The organism is Streptomyces sp. NPDC059455 (genome assembly GCF_042750115.1).
GTDB lineage: Bacteria > Actinomycetota > Actinomycetes > Streptomycetales > Streptomycetaceae > Streptomyces > Streptomyces endocoffeicus.
The window spans coordinates 28,319-41,439 of sequence record NZ_JBHYVB010000094.1; the positions used below are offsets into that span (position 1 = coordinate 28,319).

At 71.8% G+C, this 13,121-nt stretch carries 13 protein-coding genes; 10 read left to right on the top strand and 3 right to left on the bottom strand.

Annotation, left to right across the window (positions count from 1 at the left end):
* Positions 1 to 115: 115 nt before the first annotated feature.
* Positions 116 to 565 carry a nuclear transport factor 2 family protein gene (locus tag ACFXB5_RS29405; RefSeq protein WP_201852035.1) on the bottom strand — a complete coding sequence of 150 codons (450 nt, stop codon included), beginning with the start codon at positions 563 to 565 and terminating at the stop codon, positions 116 to 118.
* Positions 566 to 680: 115 nt separating this feature from the next.
* Between ACFXB5_RS29405 and ACFXB5_RS29410 the strand changes: the two genes are divergently transcribed.
* From ACFXB5_RS29410 to ACFXB5_RS29430, 5 genes are all read left to right on the top strand, one after another.
* Complete coding sequence (locus ACFXB5_RS29410) at positions 681 to 842, top strand: hypothetical protein (RefSeq protein ID WP_385213176.1); 162 nt, start codon at positions 681 to 683, stop codon at positions 840 to 842.
* Positions 818 to 1,453, top strand: coding sequence for an oxygenase MpaB family protein (locus ACFXB5_RS29415; protein ID WP_385213178.1), 636 nt, complete (start codon positions 818 to 820; stop codon positions 1,451 to 1,453). The genes ACFXB5_RS29410 and ACFXB5_RS29415 overlap by 25 nt, the downstream gene beginning before the upstream one ends.
* Before the next feature lie 87 nt (positions 1,454 to 1,540).
* Positions 1,541 to 2,869 carry a PucR family transcriptional regulator gene (locus ACFXB5_RS29420; RefSeq protein WP_385213181.1) on the top strand — a complete coding sequence of 443 codons (1,329 nt, stop codon included), beginning with the start codon at positions 1,541 to 1,543 and terminating at the stop codon, positions 2,867 to 2,869.
* A 167-nt stretch (positions 2,870 to 3,036) separates the two neighbouring features.
* Entirely contained in the window at positions 3,037 to 3,381 is a 345-nt protein-coding gene (locus ACFXB5_RS29425) for a hypothetical protein (protein WP_385213184.1), read from the top strand.
* The gene (locus tag ACFXB5_RS29430) at positions 3,378 to 4,976 is read left to right on the top strand and encodes a cation acetate symporter (protein WP_385213186.1); all 1,599 of its coding nucleotides are present in this window, start codon (positions 3,378 to 3,380) and stop codon (positions 4,974 to 4,976) included. The genes ACFXB5_RS29425 and ACFXB5_RS29430 overlap by 4 nt, the downstream gene beginning before the upstream one ends.
* Positions 4,977 to 4,988: 12 nt before the next feature.
* Here ACFXB5_RS29430 and ACFXB5_RS29435 read toward each other — a convergent pair whose 3' ends face one another.
* Positions 4,989 to 5,570 carry a CGNR zinc finger domain-containing protein gene (locus tag ACFXB5_RS29435; RefSeq protein ID WP_385213188.1) on the bottom strand — a complete coding sequence of 194 codons (582 nt, stop codon included), beginning with the start codon at positions 5,568 to 5,570 and terminating at the stop codon, positions 4,989 to 4,991.
* Positions 5,571 to 5,626: 56 nt separating this feature from the next.
* Here ACFXB5_RS29435 and ACFXB5_RS29440 point away from each other — a divergent pair, with 56 nt between their 5' ends.
* Genes ACFXB5_RS29440 through ACFXB5_RS29450 form a run of 3 tightly spaced genes read left to right on the top strand, consistent with a single transcriptional unit; the run spans position 5,627 to position 9,247 of the window.
* Positions 5,627 to 6,838 carry an MFS transporter gene (locus tag ACFXB5_RS29440; protein ID WP_385213204.1) on the top strand — a complete coding sequence of 404 codons (1,212 nt, stop codon included), beginning with the start codon at positions 5,627 to 5,629 and terminating at the stop codon, positions 6,836 to 6,838.
* A 28-nt stretch (positions 6,839 to 6,866) separates the two neighbouring features.
* Positions 6,867 to 7,667 (top strand): PTS sugar transporter subunit IIA, encoded by an 801-nt coding sequence (locus ACFXB5_RS29445; RefSeq protein ID WP_086881150.1) that lies wholly within the window; start codon positions 6,867 to 6,869, stop codon positions 7,665 to 7,667.
* Between the two features lie 23 nt (positions 7,668 to 7,690).
* Positions 7,691 to 9,247 (top strand): PTS ascorbate transporter subunit IIC, encoded by a 1,557-nt coding sequence (locus tag ACFXB5_RS29450; RefSeq protein WP_385213191.1) that lies wholly within the window; start codon positions 7,691 to 7,693, stop codon positions 9,245 to 9,247.
* A gap of 51 nt (positions 9,248 to 9,298) precedes the next feature.
* Here the strand turns inward: ACFXB5_RS29450 and ACFXB5_RS29455 are convergent, their stop codons facing one another.
* Complete coding sequence (locus tag ACFXB5_RS29455) at positions 9,299 to 11,548, bottom strand: ATP-binding cassette domain-containing protein (protein ID WP_385213193.1); 2,250 nt, start codon at positions 11,546 to 11,548, stop codon at positions 9,299 to 9,301.
* 135 nt (positions 11,549 to 11,683) lie between these two features.
* Between ACFXB5_RS29455 and ACFXB5_RS29460 the strand changes: the two genes are divergently transcribed.
* Both ACFXB5_RS29460 and ACFXB5_RS29465 read left to right on the top strand, forming a co-directional pair.
* A complete protein-coding gene (locus tag ACFXB5_RS29460; RefSeq protein WP_385213196.1) occupies positions 11,684 to 12,418 on the top strand; it encodes a MerR family transcriptional regulator in 735 nt (244 codons plus the stop codon).
* A gap of 57 nt (positions 12,419 to 12,475) precedes the next feature.
* Positions 12,476 to 12,958 (top strand): VOC family protein, encoded by a 483-nt coding sequence (locus tag ACFXB5_RS29465; protein ID WP_385213198.1) that lies wholly within the window; start codon positions 12,476 to 12,478, stop codon positions 12,956 to 12,958.
* Positions 12,959 to 13,121: the final 163 nt, after the last annotated feature.

A 13,121-nucleotide genomic window follows, 5' to 3' on the forward strand; every position in this document is an offset into this window, starting at 1 on the left:
GCCCGAGCCGCACTGGGCGCGGGGGTGGGCGGGCGCTCGGGGGGGCGCCGGAGGGGGGGCGCGGCGGCCCCCCCCCGCCGGCGTTTGTGGGGGGGGGGGCCCCCCCCCGGTTGGCTTACGCCTGGCGCTCGGTGAAGGCCACCGCGTGGGTGTCCAGGACGATGTGGAGCTCCGCGAGGCGGTAGGCGGCGCCGTCGGAGCGGACCGTGCAGCGGACCACACCGCTTGCGATCGGGGTCACCTGGCCGTCGGTGATGTTGGTGGTGTACATGTAGGACACCACCGAGATGTCATCGCCGTCGACCCGCTCGATGTGGATGTTCGAGGCGTTGTGGCGCAGCGGATAGCCGGCCGCCTCGCGGTGCTGCCGCTGCCAGGCGATCACCTGCTCGCGGCCCCGGTTGTCGGAGGCGATGAACTCCTCGTACGGGGATGTGCCGGTGTCCGAGCGGGAGGTGATGTGGACGTCCTCGGTCAGCAGCTCGGGCCAGACGTCGAACTGCCCCTCGTCGAAGGCGAACCACCAGCGGTGGATCAGCTCATGGACCGCCAGACGATCGAGCATGCGGAACTCTCCCCCCGAAGATTCAAGTGATCGACAGCATATCCCGAGGCCGCCAGTACGGTGGCCCCATGTCCGCAGTCCACGACCATCCCCAGCGCTCCCTCGAGGCGGGCTGATGACGCCCTCGCACCCCGCGCTGCGGCAGGCCGAGGAGATCTACCGCCGGGTGGCGTTCGACACCTTCGCCCAGGATCTGAAGATGGGGCTCAACCTGGGTTCTGCCGCACCTTCGCGGTACCGGAGATCGCCCGGGTGCTCACCGCCACCGGCCGGATGACCCGGCACACCCGGGCCCGCGCCAAGGCGACCGGCGAGCTGATGTACGGGATCTTCCGCCACGGGCTGGACGGCGAGGAGGGCGAGCGGACCGTCGCCGCGCTGAAGCGTCTGCACGCCCCCTGGGACATCAGCGATGACGCCTACCGCTATGTGCTGGCCTGTTTCGACCTCGCCCCGATGCGCTGGTGCGCCGCCTACGCCTGGCGGGCGCCCACCGACACTGAACGGGACGCGTCCCACACCCTCTATCTCGCTCTCGCCGAGCGCATGGGCATTCCGGACGTCCCGCCGGACCGGCGGGAGTTCGAGGCGTGGATGGAGGACTTCGAGCGGGCCCACTTCACCTTCACCCCCGAGGCCCACGCCCTGTGGGGAGCCACTCGGGACCTGCTCGCCGGGCGCGTACCGGGTGTGCTCGGCCAACTCGCGGGCAGCGCCGCCGACAGCCTTCTGGGCGACGGGCTGCGCCGGGCGCTCGGGGTTCGGCGGCCCCCGGCGCCGGTCCGCGCCGCGACCCACTCCGCGCTGCGGCTTCGGGCCGTCGTCGGGCGGGCGCGCGGAAGAATTCGCGGAAGGCACCGACCCGCCGGTATGCCAATGGTGCAATAGCCATGCAGGCTCTGGTATCAAACCTGGCCGTGGCCTCACGCTGCCGCGTTGAGCTGCGCATTGCCCGTCACAGGTGGAGGAACGTTCATGCACCCAGTCACCGGCTCCCGCGCTTCCGTCCCCGCCATGGGCCGCGCCCCCCGCCCGTCCGCCGACCGGGTCCGGACGCCGCCCCGGATGCCCGCCGCCCGTCCGCCGATCCGGTCGCGGGCGGACGGCGAGACCGTGGCGCTGCTGCACCGGGCCGCCCGGGTGCTCATCGAGGAGGTGCCACGGCTGACGGACCGTATCGTCGCGCTGATGAAGGAGCGGGAGCCCGCCTACCGTTCCGCCGTCGTGGACCCGCACGAGGTGTGGCGGGAGGTTCACGACTCGCTCAGCCACAATGTGCGCTCGCTGGTGCACCCCAAGGAGACGCGCGAATCGGCCCGGTCCTGCGCGTGGCGTATCGGCACCGACCGCGCCGCCCAGGGCTTTCCGCTGGACGCGCTGCTGCACGCGTACCGCATCGGCTGCACCGTCGTCTGGGAGCAGCTTCTGGAGACCGCCTCGAAGGAGGACCCGCTCGGCGCCCAGTCGCTGGTCCATGTCGCCGCCGATGTGTGGAACTTCGTCGACGAGCACTGCACCCTCGTCGCCACGGCGTACCAGGAGGTCGAGCGGCAGCTCTCCTGGCACCGGGAGAACCGCTACCGGATCATCGTCGCGGCCCTGCTCGACGGCACCGCCCGGGTGAGCGACTTCCCCGAGGCGGAGCAGGTCCTCGGCCTGCCCGAGCAGGGGCGTTACGCGGTCGTGGCGCTGGAGGACGCCGACGCACCGTGCCGGACGCCGCACTCCGTCGAGGTGGGCGACGGACTCCGTGCGGTCTGGCATACGGCGGAGGGCGCCGCCCACGCCATCGTGCTGCTCGGCGAGGGTGATGGCGCCGGCGTCGGCGAGGGCGACACCGGCGCGGAGCGGCTGGTGCGCGGGCTGGAGGTGCCGCCCGGCGCACGGGCCGGGGTCAGCCCCGCCGTGACCGGCCTCGCCGCGATCAACACGGCCCGCCGGCTGGCCGATACGGCGCTGCGCACCCGCCCGGCCGCTGGGTCGGCGGCGCTGCTGGAGGAGCGCTATCCGGAGGCGCTGGTGGTGTCCTCCCCGGACCTCGGCACCGCGCTCGCCGAGCGGATGCTCGGACCGGTCCTGGCCCTGGAGCCCGCCGACCGGGAGCTGCTGCTGACGACGCTGGCCGCCTGGCTGGAGGCCGGAGGATCGGCGCGCCGCGCGGGCGGGCTGCTGTTCTGCCACCGCAACACGGTGCTCAACCGGCTGCGCCGTTACGAGCAGTTGACCGGGCGTTCGCTGGACCACCCGCGCGAGGTCATGGAGTTGTCGCTCGCGCTGTCCGCGCACCGGCTGCTGACGCCCTGAGATCCCCCGTCCGCCTGAGCCGATGTGGGCGTGCACAACGGCCCCGCGCCGATCATGTGCGCCCGTCACACGGTCCGTCGGTTGGGCTGTACGCGACCCTTCTGACCTGCTGTCGTGGCGTTTCCGTCCCGGCGACCTGGGACGGAAGCCGCACAAGGAGCCGCGACATGTCCGACCGCGACCACCCCTGGGGTCCGTTCCCGTCCGTCCCGTCCCGCACCGCGCCCCGCACCGCCACGTTCCCACCCCGCCCCGCGGCGCCGCCTCCGCCGGCCCGGCGCTCACCGTGGCAGCGGCCGTGGCCCTGGTCGGCGCGGGCGGCCTGCACCGCGCTCACTTGTCATGTGGCGGCCGTGGTGGTCAACTGCGCCGCCGAAGGCGTCGTCAACCTCGGCGCGGGCGGCGGGTTCACCGTGGGCGCCATGCTGATCGGCCTGGACACGGCGGTGCTGCTCACCGTCCTGGCCCGGGCCCACCGCCGGGCCGGCACCACGGGGGAGGGGGAGCGGTGAGCTTCCTGGATCCCAGAACGCTCGCGTTCGTGCTCTTCGCGGGCTTCATGGCCGTCTCGTTCCTGCTGTGCATCCTCGCGGCCACCGGCAACGACGACCCCACCGAGTTCTACCTGGGCACCGGCGCGCTCAGCCCGATGCAGAACGGTCTGGCCATCGCGGGCGACTACATCTCCGCCGCCACCGTGCTCAGCACCACCGGCACCATCGCCCTGGCCGGATTCGACGGGGTGCTCATCGCCACCTCCACCGTGCTCTCCATCCTGATGTTCATGCTGGTCCTCTCCGGACCGCTGTGCGGACGGGGGCGGTTCACCCTCGGCGACGTCCTCTCCGAGCGGCTGAGCGAGCGCCCGGCCCGCATCGGCACGGCCGTCGTGGTGCTGGTGGTCGTCATGCCGCTGCTGCTGGTCCAGCTCAACGGCGCGGGCGCCATGCTGGCCCTGCTGCTCGGCATCCCCGGAAGCGGCGCGGTCACCGGCTGCACCATCTTCATCGGTTCGCTCATGGTCTGCTACGCCGCCCTCGGCGGGATGAAGGGCACCGGATTCGTCCAGATCCTCAAGACGGTGCTGCTGCTCGCCGCGTTCGTGCTGCTCGCCTGTCTGGTGCTGAAGCGCTTCTCCTGGAACCCGGCCACCCTCTTCGACGCCGCGGCCGACGCCAGTGGCTACGGCGACGGCTTCTGGCAGTCCGGCCGCCAGTACGGGGACTCCCTCAGCGGCCGCCTGGACGTCATCAGCGTCCAGCTCACCCTCGCCCTCGGCGCGGCCTGCATGCCCCATCTCACCATGCGGCTCCACCCGATCCGCGGCATACGGGCCGCCCGCGCCGCCACCACCTGGGCGGTGGGCGCGGTCACCACCATCCTCGGGCTGATCGTGATCGTGGGCGCCGGAGCCACCGCCGTCGTCGGCGCCCGCGCGCTGCGCGCCTCCGACCCCACCGGCAGCGACGCGTTGCTGCTGCTGACCCTCGCCCTGGACCCGGCGGCGCAGGAGGCCGACCAAAGTCTGCTCTTCTCCGTGGTGGCCTGCGCGGTCGTCGCCACCACCCTCGCGGCGGTCGCCGGACTCACCCTCGCCGCCGCGGCCTCCCTCGCCCATGACGTCCTGGCCAAGGTCGTCTTCAAGGGCCGGCTGTCGGCGAACCGGGAGCTGGCCGCCGCCCGTACGGCCATCGTGGTCGTCGGCGTCGCGGCCGTCGTCCTCGCCATCGTCACCCAGCACTGGAACCGGCAGGTCCTGATCTCCTTCACCTTCGCGGCCGCCGCTTCGGCCCTGCTGCCCGTCGTGCTCTACGGCACCCTGTGGCGCGGCTTCACGGTGAACGGACTGCGCTGGGCGCTGTACGGGGGGCTCCTGCTCACCGCCGTGGCCATGGCCTTCTCCCCGGCGATCTCCGGCAACCCGCTCGCGGTCTTCCCCGAGCGCGACTTCCACTGGTTCCCGCTCCGCAATCCGGGCCTGCTCACCATTCCCGCCGGCTTTCTGCTCGGCTGGCTCGGCTCCCGGTTCGGAGGCCGCGGACGGCGGGCCCGGCATGTCCAGGACCCGGCGCGGGGGGACACGCCCTACGCGATGCACACCGGATGACGCGTGGAACCCTTACGGAGTCCGGGATCCGGTCTTCGCCTTGGCGCGCCGGTGGGCGGCCACCCGCTCACGGGTCGCGCACCGGCGTGAGCAGTAGCGGCGCTCCGGTCCGCTGCCCACGGTGAGGAAGACATCGCCGCAGCCGGAGGAGGAGCACAGACCGCCGGGCGGGCGCTGACCCTCCCAGAGCAGCACGGTCAGCGCCATGCACGAGGAAGCGAGCAACCACTCGCCCCAGGGCGCCTCGTCGTCGCTGTCCAGGTGGGGATGCCAGGGCGAGCGGCCGTCGTGCGAACTGAGCCGGAGCGGGCCGGTGCCCTCCCGCAGCAGCCGGTTGAGCACCCCGGCGGCCTCGTCGACCTGACCGGCGGCGAACACCTCGCGCAGCCGCAGCGCGGCGGTGCGCATCCCCGCGACATCGTCGGCGGTGAGCTCGAGCGGGCCGGACTCACCGTGATCGAGCAGGAGCCCGGCGATCGCGGCGGGATCCGGGCTCGGCTCCGCGGCCAGGGCGTTGACGAGGGCGGTGATGCGCCGGGCGGTGGCCCGTACCGAATGCCGGGTCGACCAGTTGTCGTTCGAAGGCGATGACACAACGCCAATGTAACGCACCTGGCGGGGCTTTGCGTTAGCACCGTAACGTGCTGCGCATGCCGGGGCGTTACGCGATGGGGTGCTATCTGGGCGGGGCGGCCGCCGCCCGCGCGGGGGACGAGATGTCCGGTCCCGCGCTGCTGCTGGCCGGGCCGGTGCTCACCGGTTCGCCCTCCTCGGGCTCGGCGCTGCTGGCGGGGATCATGGCCGCGGCGGCGGGCGGCGGACCCCTCTTCGGGGTGCTGCTCGACCGCTCGACCCGGCCGGCCCGGCTGCTGGCCGCGGCGCTCGCCCTCTACGCGGCGGGGCTGGCCGCGGTCCTTCTGGGCCTGGGACGGGTGCCGTTCGCCCTCACGGTTCTTCTCGCGGTGGGTGCGGGGCTGCTGGGACCGGCACTGTCCGGCGGATGGACCTCCCAACTGCCCCGGGTGGTGGCGCCGCCGGACCTGCCCCGCGCCACCGCGCTCGACGCGCTGACGTTCAGCCTCGCCGCGCTGGTGGGGCCCGCACTCGCCGGGGCCGTCGCGGGGGTGGCCGGGGCACCGGCCGCCGTGGTGGTGTCCATCGCGCTGATCGGCCTCGCGCTGCCCGCCGTCCGGGCGCTCCCCGCGCCCGCGCGACCCGCCCCGTCGGCCCCACCGCCGGGCACGTCGGTCGTCGCCGATCTCACCGCCGGGCTGCGCGTCATCGTCCGCAACCGGCCCCTGGCCCGAGCCACCGTCACCTCCGTGGTCTCCTGCGTCGGCCAGGGCGCGCTGCTCATCTGCTGGCCGCCGCTCGGCGCGGCCGCGCTCGGCGGCGCCGACCGTGGCGCCCTGCTGCTGTCCGCCACCGCCGCATCGGCCCTCGTGGCCAACGCGGCCCTCTCCCGCCGCCCCCGCCCGCCGCACCCGGACGCCGTGCTCCTCGGCGGAGCCCTGTTGCTCGTCCTCGCGCCCCTGCTCGCGGCCACCGGCCACCCGGCCGCGCTGATCGCCGCCGTGCTGCTCGCCGGCGCCGCGGAGGGGCCCCAGCTCACGGCCCTGTTCGCGATCCGCCACCGGGAGGCGCCGGAGCGGCTGCGCGGCCAGGTCTTCACCACCGGCGCCAGCCTGAAGATCACCGGCTTCGCCCTGGGCGCGGCCCTCGCCGGTCCGCTCGCCACCTGGTCACTGCCCGGCGCCCTGGTGGCCGCCGGGGGGTGCGAGGCGCTCGCGGTTCTCGTCTTCGTATGCTTGCCGGACACTGCGGAGGCTGCCGCTCCGCTTCCGCCTCCGGGGGCTGTGTGACAGAGCCATGTCAGCCATGATGACCTGCATGGAAGATCTGAAAGACCTGCTCCCCGTCGAGGCCGTCCGGCTCGACGTACGGGCGGCCGACTGGCGTGAGGCGATAGGTGCCGCCGGCCGTCTGATGGTGGACACGGGAGCCACCACCGACGAGTACACCCGCGAGATGGTCGCCAACGTCGAGGAGAACGGGCCGTACATCGTCATCGCGCCGGGTGTGGCCTTCGCCCACTCCCGGCCGTCCCCGGCGGTGCTGTCCACCGGGATGTCCTGGGTCCGGCTCGCCGGGCCCGTGGAATTCGGGCATGAGTCCAACGACCCCGTCACCCTCGTCGTCGCCCTGGCCGCCCAGGACTCCGCGGCGCACACCTCCGCGATGGCGAGCCTGGCACGGCTCCTTGGCGACCCCGACACGGCGGCCGCCCTCGCTGCCGCGCCCACCCCGGAGGCGCTGCACGCCGTACTGGCCGGGGAGCGGCCGGAGGACGGCTCCGGGCCGGAGCCGTCCGAGCCGTCCGCCGCCCCCGAGCCCCGGGCGGGTTCGCTGCACAAGATCCTCACCGTCTGCGGCAACGGCGTCGGCACCAGCCTGTTCCTCAAGAACACCCTGGAGCAGGTGCTGGACCGCTGGGGCTGGTCGAGGTTCGTCACCGTGGAGGCCACCGACACCATCTCCGCGAAGGGCAAGGCATCCGAGGCCGTGGCCCTGCTGACCTCCCGTGAGATCGCCAGGACCCTGGGCGATGTGGGACGGCCGGTGAAGGTCGTCCAGGACTTCACCAGCACCGCCGAGGTGGACGCGGTGCTCCGGGACACGTACGACGTCTGAACGACGGGGACTGAGGAAGCACCATGAGCTGGTTTGTCACCCTTGCCACGTTTCTCGTCAATGAGATTCTGAGCGAGCCCGCGTATCTGATCGGCATCATCACCGCCGTCGGACTCATCGCGATGAAGAAGAGCACCGGGCAGATCATCGGCGGCGCCATCAAGGCGACCCTCGGCTTTCTGCTGATCGGCGCGGGAGCGGGGCTGGTCACCGACTCCCTCGCCCCGCTGGGCACCATGATCCAGGGCGTCACCGGCGCCCACGGCGTCATCCCCACCAACGAGGCCATCGTCGGCATCGCCCAGGACCAGTTCGGTTCACGGGTCGCCTGGCTGATGATCCTGGGCTTCGTGGTCAGCCTGCTGCTGGCCCGGTTCACCCCGCTCCGCTATGTCTTTCTGACCGGGCACCACATGCTCTTCATGGCCACGCTGCTGACCGTGGTCCTGGCCAACGGCGGCCGCTCGACCATCGCCGTGGTGGCCGTCGGCGGTGTGCTGCTGGGCATCATGCTGGTCGCGATGCCCGCCTTCGCCCACCCCTGGACCAAGCGCGTCACCGGCAGCGACACCGTGGCCATCGGCCACTTCGGCACGGCCGGGTACATCGTGGCGGGCGCGGCCGGAAAGGTGGTCGGCAAGCGCAGCCGCTCCACCGAGGAGATGAAGCTCCCCGAGGGGCTGCGCTTCCTGCGCGACTCGATGGTGGCCACCGCCCTGTCGATGCTGCTGATCTACCTGGTCATGGCGGTCCTCCTGCTCATCAAGGAGGGGCAGAAGGCCGCCTTCAAGGCGTTCGCCACGGGCACCGGTGGCGCCGTGGCCACCGGTACCGGCAACTACCTGATGCAGTCCGTGATGCAGGGGCTCCAGTTCGGCATCGCCGTCGCGGTGATCCTCTTCGGCGTCCGTACGATCCTCGGCGAACTGGTCCCCGCCTTCCAGGGGATCGCGCGGAAGGTCGTCCCCGGCGCGCTGCCCGCGCTGGACGCGCCCATCGTCTTCCCGTACGCGCAGAACGCGGTGCTGATCGGCTTCATCTCCAGCTTCACCGGCGGGCTGGTCGGCCTGGCCCTGCTCACATGGATCTTCAATCCGGCCTTCGGCCTCGCCCTGGTGCTGCCCGGTCTGGTGCCGCACTTCTTCACCGGTGGCGCGGCCGGGGTCTACGGCAACGCGACCGGCGGCCGGCGCGGCGCGGTGGTGGGGGCGTTCCTCAACGGGCTGCTCATCACCTTCCTCCCCGCCCTGCTGCTCAAGGTGCTCGGCGCGTTCGGCGACCAGAACACCACCTTCGGCGACGCCGACTTCGGCTGGTTCGGCGCGCTCATCGGCAACGCGGGCAAGGCCGGTGGCGCCGTCGGGCTCGTGGTCATCGTGCTGCTCGGCCTCGTGGTCCTCGGGGCCGCGATCCTGGTGCAGAAGCGGGTGGTCGACACCGGCTGGGACCCGGGCGCGGCGCGTGACGCCCTGATGCCGCGGGAGAGCGTGGTGGTGTCCGCCGAGGCGGGCACCACCACGGCCGCCTACGCCAAGATCCCGCCGCCCGCGGGTGCTCCCGCACCCCCGCCCGCGCCCTGACGCGCCGTGCCGCCCCGGTGGTCCCGCCGACGGGACCATCAGGGCGGGGGCTCATGTCCGCTTGACGTAGTCGCGCAGGTGGACGGCGGTGAGGGAGCCGCCGGTGTCCACGAGGTCGGCGGGGGTCCCGGTGAACACCACCTGACCGCCGTCGTGGCCCGCCCCCGGACCCATGTCGACGATCCAGTCCGCATGGGCCATCACGGCCTGGTGGTGCTCGATGACGACGACCGTGTTGCCCGCGTCGACAAGCCGGTCGAGCAGGGCGAGCAGCTGGTCCACATCGGCGAGGTGCAGTCCGGTGGTCGGCTCGTCCAGAACGTACGTCGAGCCGCTCCGCGCCATGTGGATGGCCAGCTTCAGCCGCTGGCGCTCACCCCCGGAGAGCGTGGTGAGCGGCTGACCCAGCGCCAGATAGCCCAGTCCCACCGCGGCCAGCCGGTCCAGGATCACCCGGGCCTGACCGGTGGTGAAGAACTCCAGTGCCTCGGCCACCGACATGCCCAGGACATCGCTGATGTTCCGCCCGCGCAGCCGGTACGTCAGCACCTCGGGCCGGAACCGTTTCCCCTCGCAGTCCTCGCACACCGAGGCCACCTCGGCCATCATGGCGAGGTCGGTGTAGATCAGCCCGATGCCCTTGCACCGCGGGCAGGCGCCCTCCGAATTGGCGCTGAACAGCCCCGGTTTGACGCGGTTGGCCTTGGCGAACGCCGTCCGGATCGGATCGAGGAGCCCGGTATAGGTGGCCGGGTTGCTGCGGCGGGAGCCACGGATCGCCGACTGGTCCGCGACGATCACCTCCTCCCGCCCGGACAGCGACCCATGGATCAGGGAGCTCTTGCCCGATCCGGCGACACCGGTGACGACGGTGAGCACACCGAGCGGGATGTCCACGCTCACATCCCGCAGATTGTGCAACCGGGCGCCCCGGAGCGGCAGTTGCCCGGTGGGCTGCCGTACCTTCTCCCGCAGCCGCACCCGGTGGTCCAGATAGCGCCCGGTCAGGGTGTCGGAGGCGCCCAGGCCCGCCAGGTCGCCCTGGTAGCAGACGCGCCCTCCCGCCACCCCGGCGCCCGGCCCCAGGTCCACCACATGGTCGGCGATCCGGATGGTCTCCGGTTTGTGCTCCACGACCAGCACCGTGTTGCCCTTGTCCCGCAGCTGGAGCAGCAGCCGGTTCATGCGCTCGATGTCATGTGGGTGCAGGCCCACCGTGGGCTCGTCGAAGACATACGTGACATCGGTCAGGCTGGAGCCCAGATGCCGGACCATCCGCACCCGCTGGGCCTCGCCGCCGGACAGGGTGCCGGACTCCCGGTCCAGGCTCAGATACCCCAGGCCGATCTCGACCAGGGAGTCGAGGAGCGCACGCAGGCTCTCCAGCACCGGCCCGACGGAATCGTCCCGGATGCCGCGTACGAACTCCGCCAGATCGCTGATCTGCAGGGCCGAGCAGTCCGCGATGGAGCGGCCGTCGATCCGGCAGGACCGGACGGCCTCGCACAGCCGGGCGCCCTCACACTCGGGGCACTCGGCCAGGGTCATGGCCCGGTCGGCGAACGCGCGCATGCGCGACTGCATCGTCTCCCGGTCCTTCGCCAGATACTGCCGGCGGACCTTGGTCACCAGCCCCTCGTAGGTGAGGTTGTTCTTCCCCACCTTGATCTTGGTGGCCGGTTTGTGGAGGAAGTCCTCCCACTGGGCCGGGGTGTAGTCCCGGAGCTTGGTATCGGGGTCGAAAAGGCCGGAGGCCGCCATAACCTGCCAGTGCCAGCTGTCCACCTCGAATCCGGGGACCGTGATCGCCCCCTCCTTCAACGACTTCTCCCTGTCGATGAGTTGGCCGATGTCGATGTCGGTTACCCGGCCGAGCCCCTCGCACCGCGGACACATGCCCTCGGCGGTGTTGAAGCTGAAGGCGAGGGGAGGGCCGACGTACGGGCTGCCGATCCGGCTGAACAGGATCCGCAGCAGGGTGTGGGCATCGGTGGCGGTGCCCACGGTGGAACGGGAGTTGGCGCCCATCGGCTCCTGGTCCACGATGATCGCCGCACTCAGATTCCGCAGCGAGTCGACGTCCGGACGGCCGAGCGTCGGCATGAAGTTCTGGACGAACGCCGTATAGGTCTCATTGATCAGCCGCCTCGACTCCGCGGCGATGGTGTCGAAGACGAGCGAGGACTTACCGGATCCGGAGACACCGGTGAAGACCGTGAGCCGCTGCTTGGGAATGTTCACACTCACGCCCTGGAGATTGTTCTCCCTGGCTCCACGGACCTTGATTTCGCTGACATCCATGCCTTCAAGTGTTTCATTGAAGTGCACGTTGAGACTTTTCCCGGCTTTCTGTCCAACCCCCGCCGGGCACACCGCGATGGAGTCGACGCTAACCTTCAACTCGCCCGTGAACCCTCGAGTCGAAGGTGACGAACCGTGAGCCGTACGGACGCCGCGCTGCGCCCCGTCGATCTGGCCCGTATGGCGGGTGTCTCCACCCAGCAGATCCGCAACTACGTCGACGCGGGCATCCTGCCCCCGGCCACCCGCACCCCCGCCGGCTACCGCAGACTCGACGACCGGCATCGCAGAGCCCTGGTGGCCTACCGGGCCCTGATGCCGGGATACGGCGCGGAGACCGCCCGCGCGGTCATGCGGGCCGTCCACGACGAGGACGTGGCCCTGGCGCTCACTCTGGTCAACGCCGGACATGCGGCGCTCCATGACCAGCGGCTCTCCCTCGAGGCGGCGGGGAAGGCGCTCGAAGCGGTCGCCGAGCAGACCCCGGACGCGTCGGCGCCGTCACGCTCCGGGCCGCTGCGCATCGGCGAGGTGGCCGCCCGTCTGGGGTTGCGCACCTCGGCCCTGCGGGTGTGGGAGTCCGCCGGTCTGCTGCGCCCGCGGCGCGACCGGAGCACCGGCTACCGCGTCTACGGACCGTCCGACGTCCGGGACGCCCGGATGATCGACCTGCTGCGCCGGGTCCGCTATCCGCTGCCCCAGATCCGGCCCGTCCTCGAGGGGCTGCGCCGCACGGGCGGCAGCGAGGCCCTGCGCACGGTCATCGCCCGACGTCAGGAGGGGCTTGCCCAGCGCGCCACGGCGATGCTCGAGGGCTCCTGCCGGCTGCATCACTACCTCACGGAAAACGCGTCGGCCGAGGACCGATGAGTTCCCGGCGGGGGAGCGGTCTGAAGGGGTAAATGCTCCCCAGCGCAGGAGGTACCGATGGCCAGCGACGGATTCACCACGTGCCTGTGGTTCGACGGCCAGGCCGAAGAGGCGGCGCAGCACTACATCTCGATCTTCAAGAACTCCAGGCTCGGACGGATCACCCACTACACCGGGGTCGAGCCCGGCGGCCCGGCGGGGAGCGTGCTGACCGTCGAGTTCGAGGCCAACGGACAGAAGTTCGTGGGGCTCAACGGCGGGCCGCAGTTCACCTTCAGCGAGGCCATCTCCTTCCAGGTCCACTGCGCGGACCAGGACGAGGTGGACCACTACTGGAGCAAGCTCTCCGAGGGCGGTGAGGAGGGCCCCTGCGGCTGGGTGAAGGACAAGTTCGGGGTGTCCTGGCAGATCGTCCCCACCGCCCTGCTCGGCATGATCGCCGACTCGGACCCGCAGAAGGCCAAGCGGGCCACCGAGGCGATGATGAAGATGGGCAAGCTCGACATCGCCGCGCTGCGGGCGGCGTACGACGGCGCGTAGTCGATGGTGGCGGGCGGCAGCCCGTACGGCATCCGGTCAGGCTGCCGCACGGGCGCCGCCCAGCCGTGTCGTACCGCTAAGCGCCCTCGCTGAAGTCCGGTGCGGTTCGGTCGCGCCCCGAAGGGGCGCGGGGCGGTGTGGATTTTCGGCACCCCCGCGTGGG

Coding starts and splice junctions, on each gene's coding strand:
- ACFXB5_RS29440 (WP_385213204.1), top strand. CDS start 5,627: ATGCCGGGGCGTTACGCGATGGGGTGCTATCTGGGCGGGGCGGCCGCC.
- ACFXB5_RS29405 (WP_201852035.1), bottom strand. CDS start 565: ATGCTCGATCGTCTGGCGGTCCATGAGCTGATCCACCGCTGGTGGTTC.
- ACFXB5_RS29455 (WP_385213193.1), bottom strand. CDS start 11,548: ATGGATGTCAGCGAAATCAAGGTCCGTGGAGCCAGGGAGAACAATCTC.
- ACFXB5_RS29445 (WP_086881150.1), top strand. CDS start 6,867: ATGGAAGATCTGAAAGACCTGCTCCCCGTCGAGGCCGTCCGGCTCGAC.
- ACFXB5_RS29420 (WP_385213181.1), top strand. CDS start 1,541: ATGCACCCAGTCACCGGCTCCCGCGCTTCCGTCCCCGCCATGGGCCGC.
- ACFXB5_RS29465 (WP_385213198.1), top strand. CDS start 12,476: ATGGCCAGCGACGGATTCACCACGTGCCTGTGGTTCGACGGCCAGGCC.
- ACFXB5_RS29425 (WP_385213184.1), top strand. CDS start 3,037: ATGTCCGACCGCGACCACCCCTGGGGTCCGTTCCCGTCCGTCCCGTCC.
- ACFXB5_RS29450 (WP_385213191.1), top strand. CDS start 7,691: ATGAGCTGGTTTGTCACCCTTGCCACGTTTCTCGTCAATGAGATTCTG.
- ACFXB5_RS29410 (WP_385213176.1), top strand. CDS start 681: ATGACGCCCTCGCACCCCGCGCTGCGGCAGGCCGAGGAGATCTACCGC.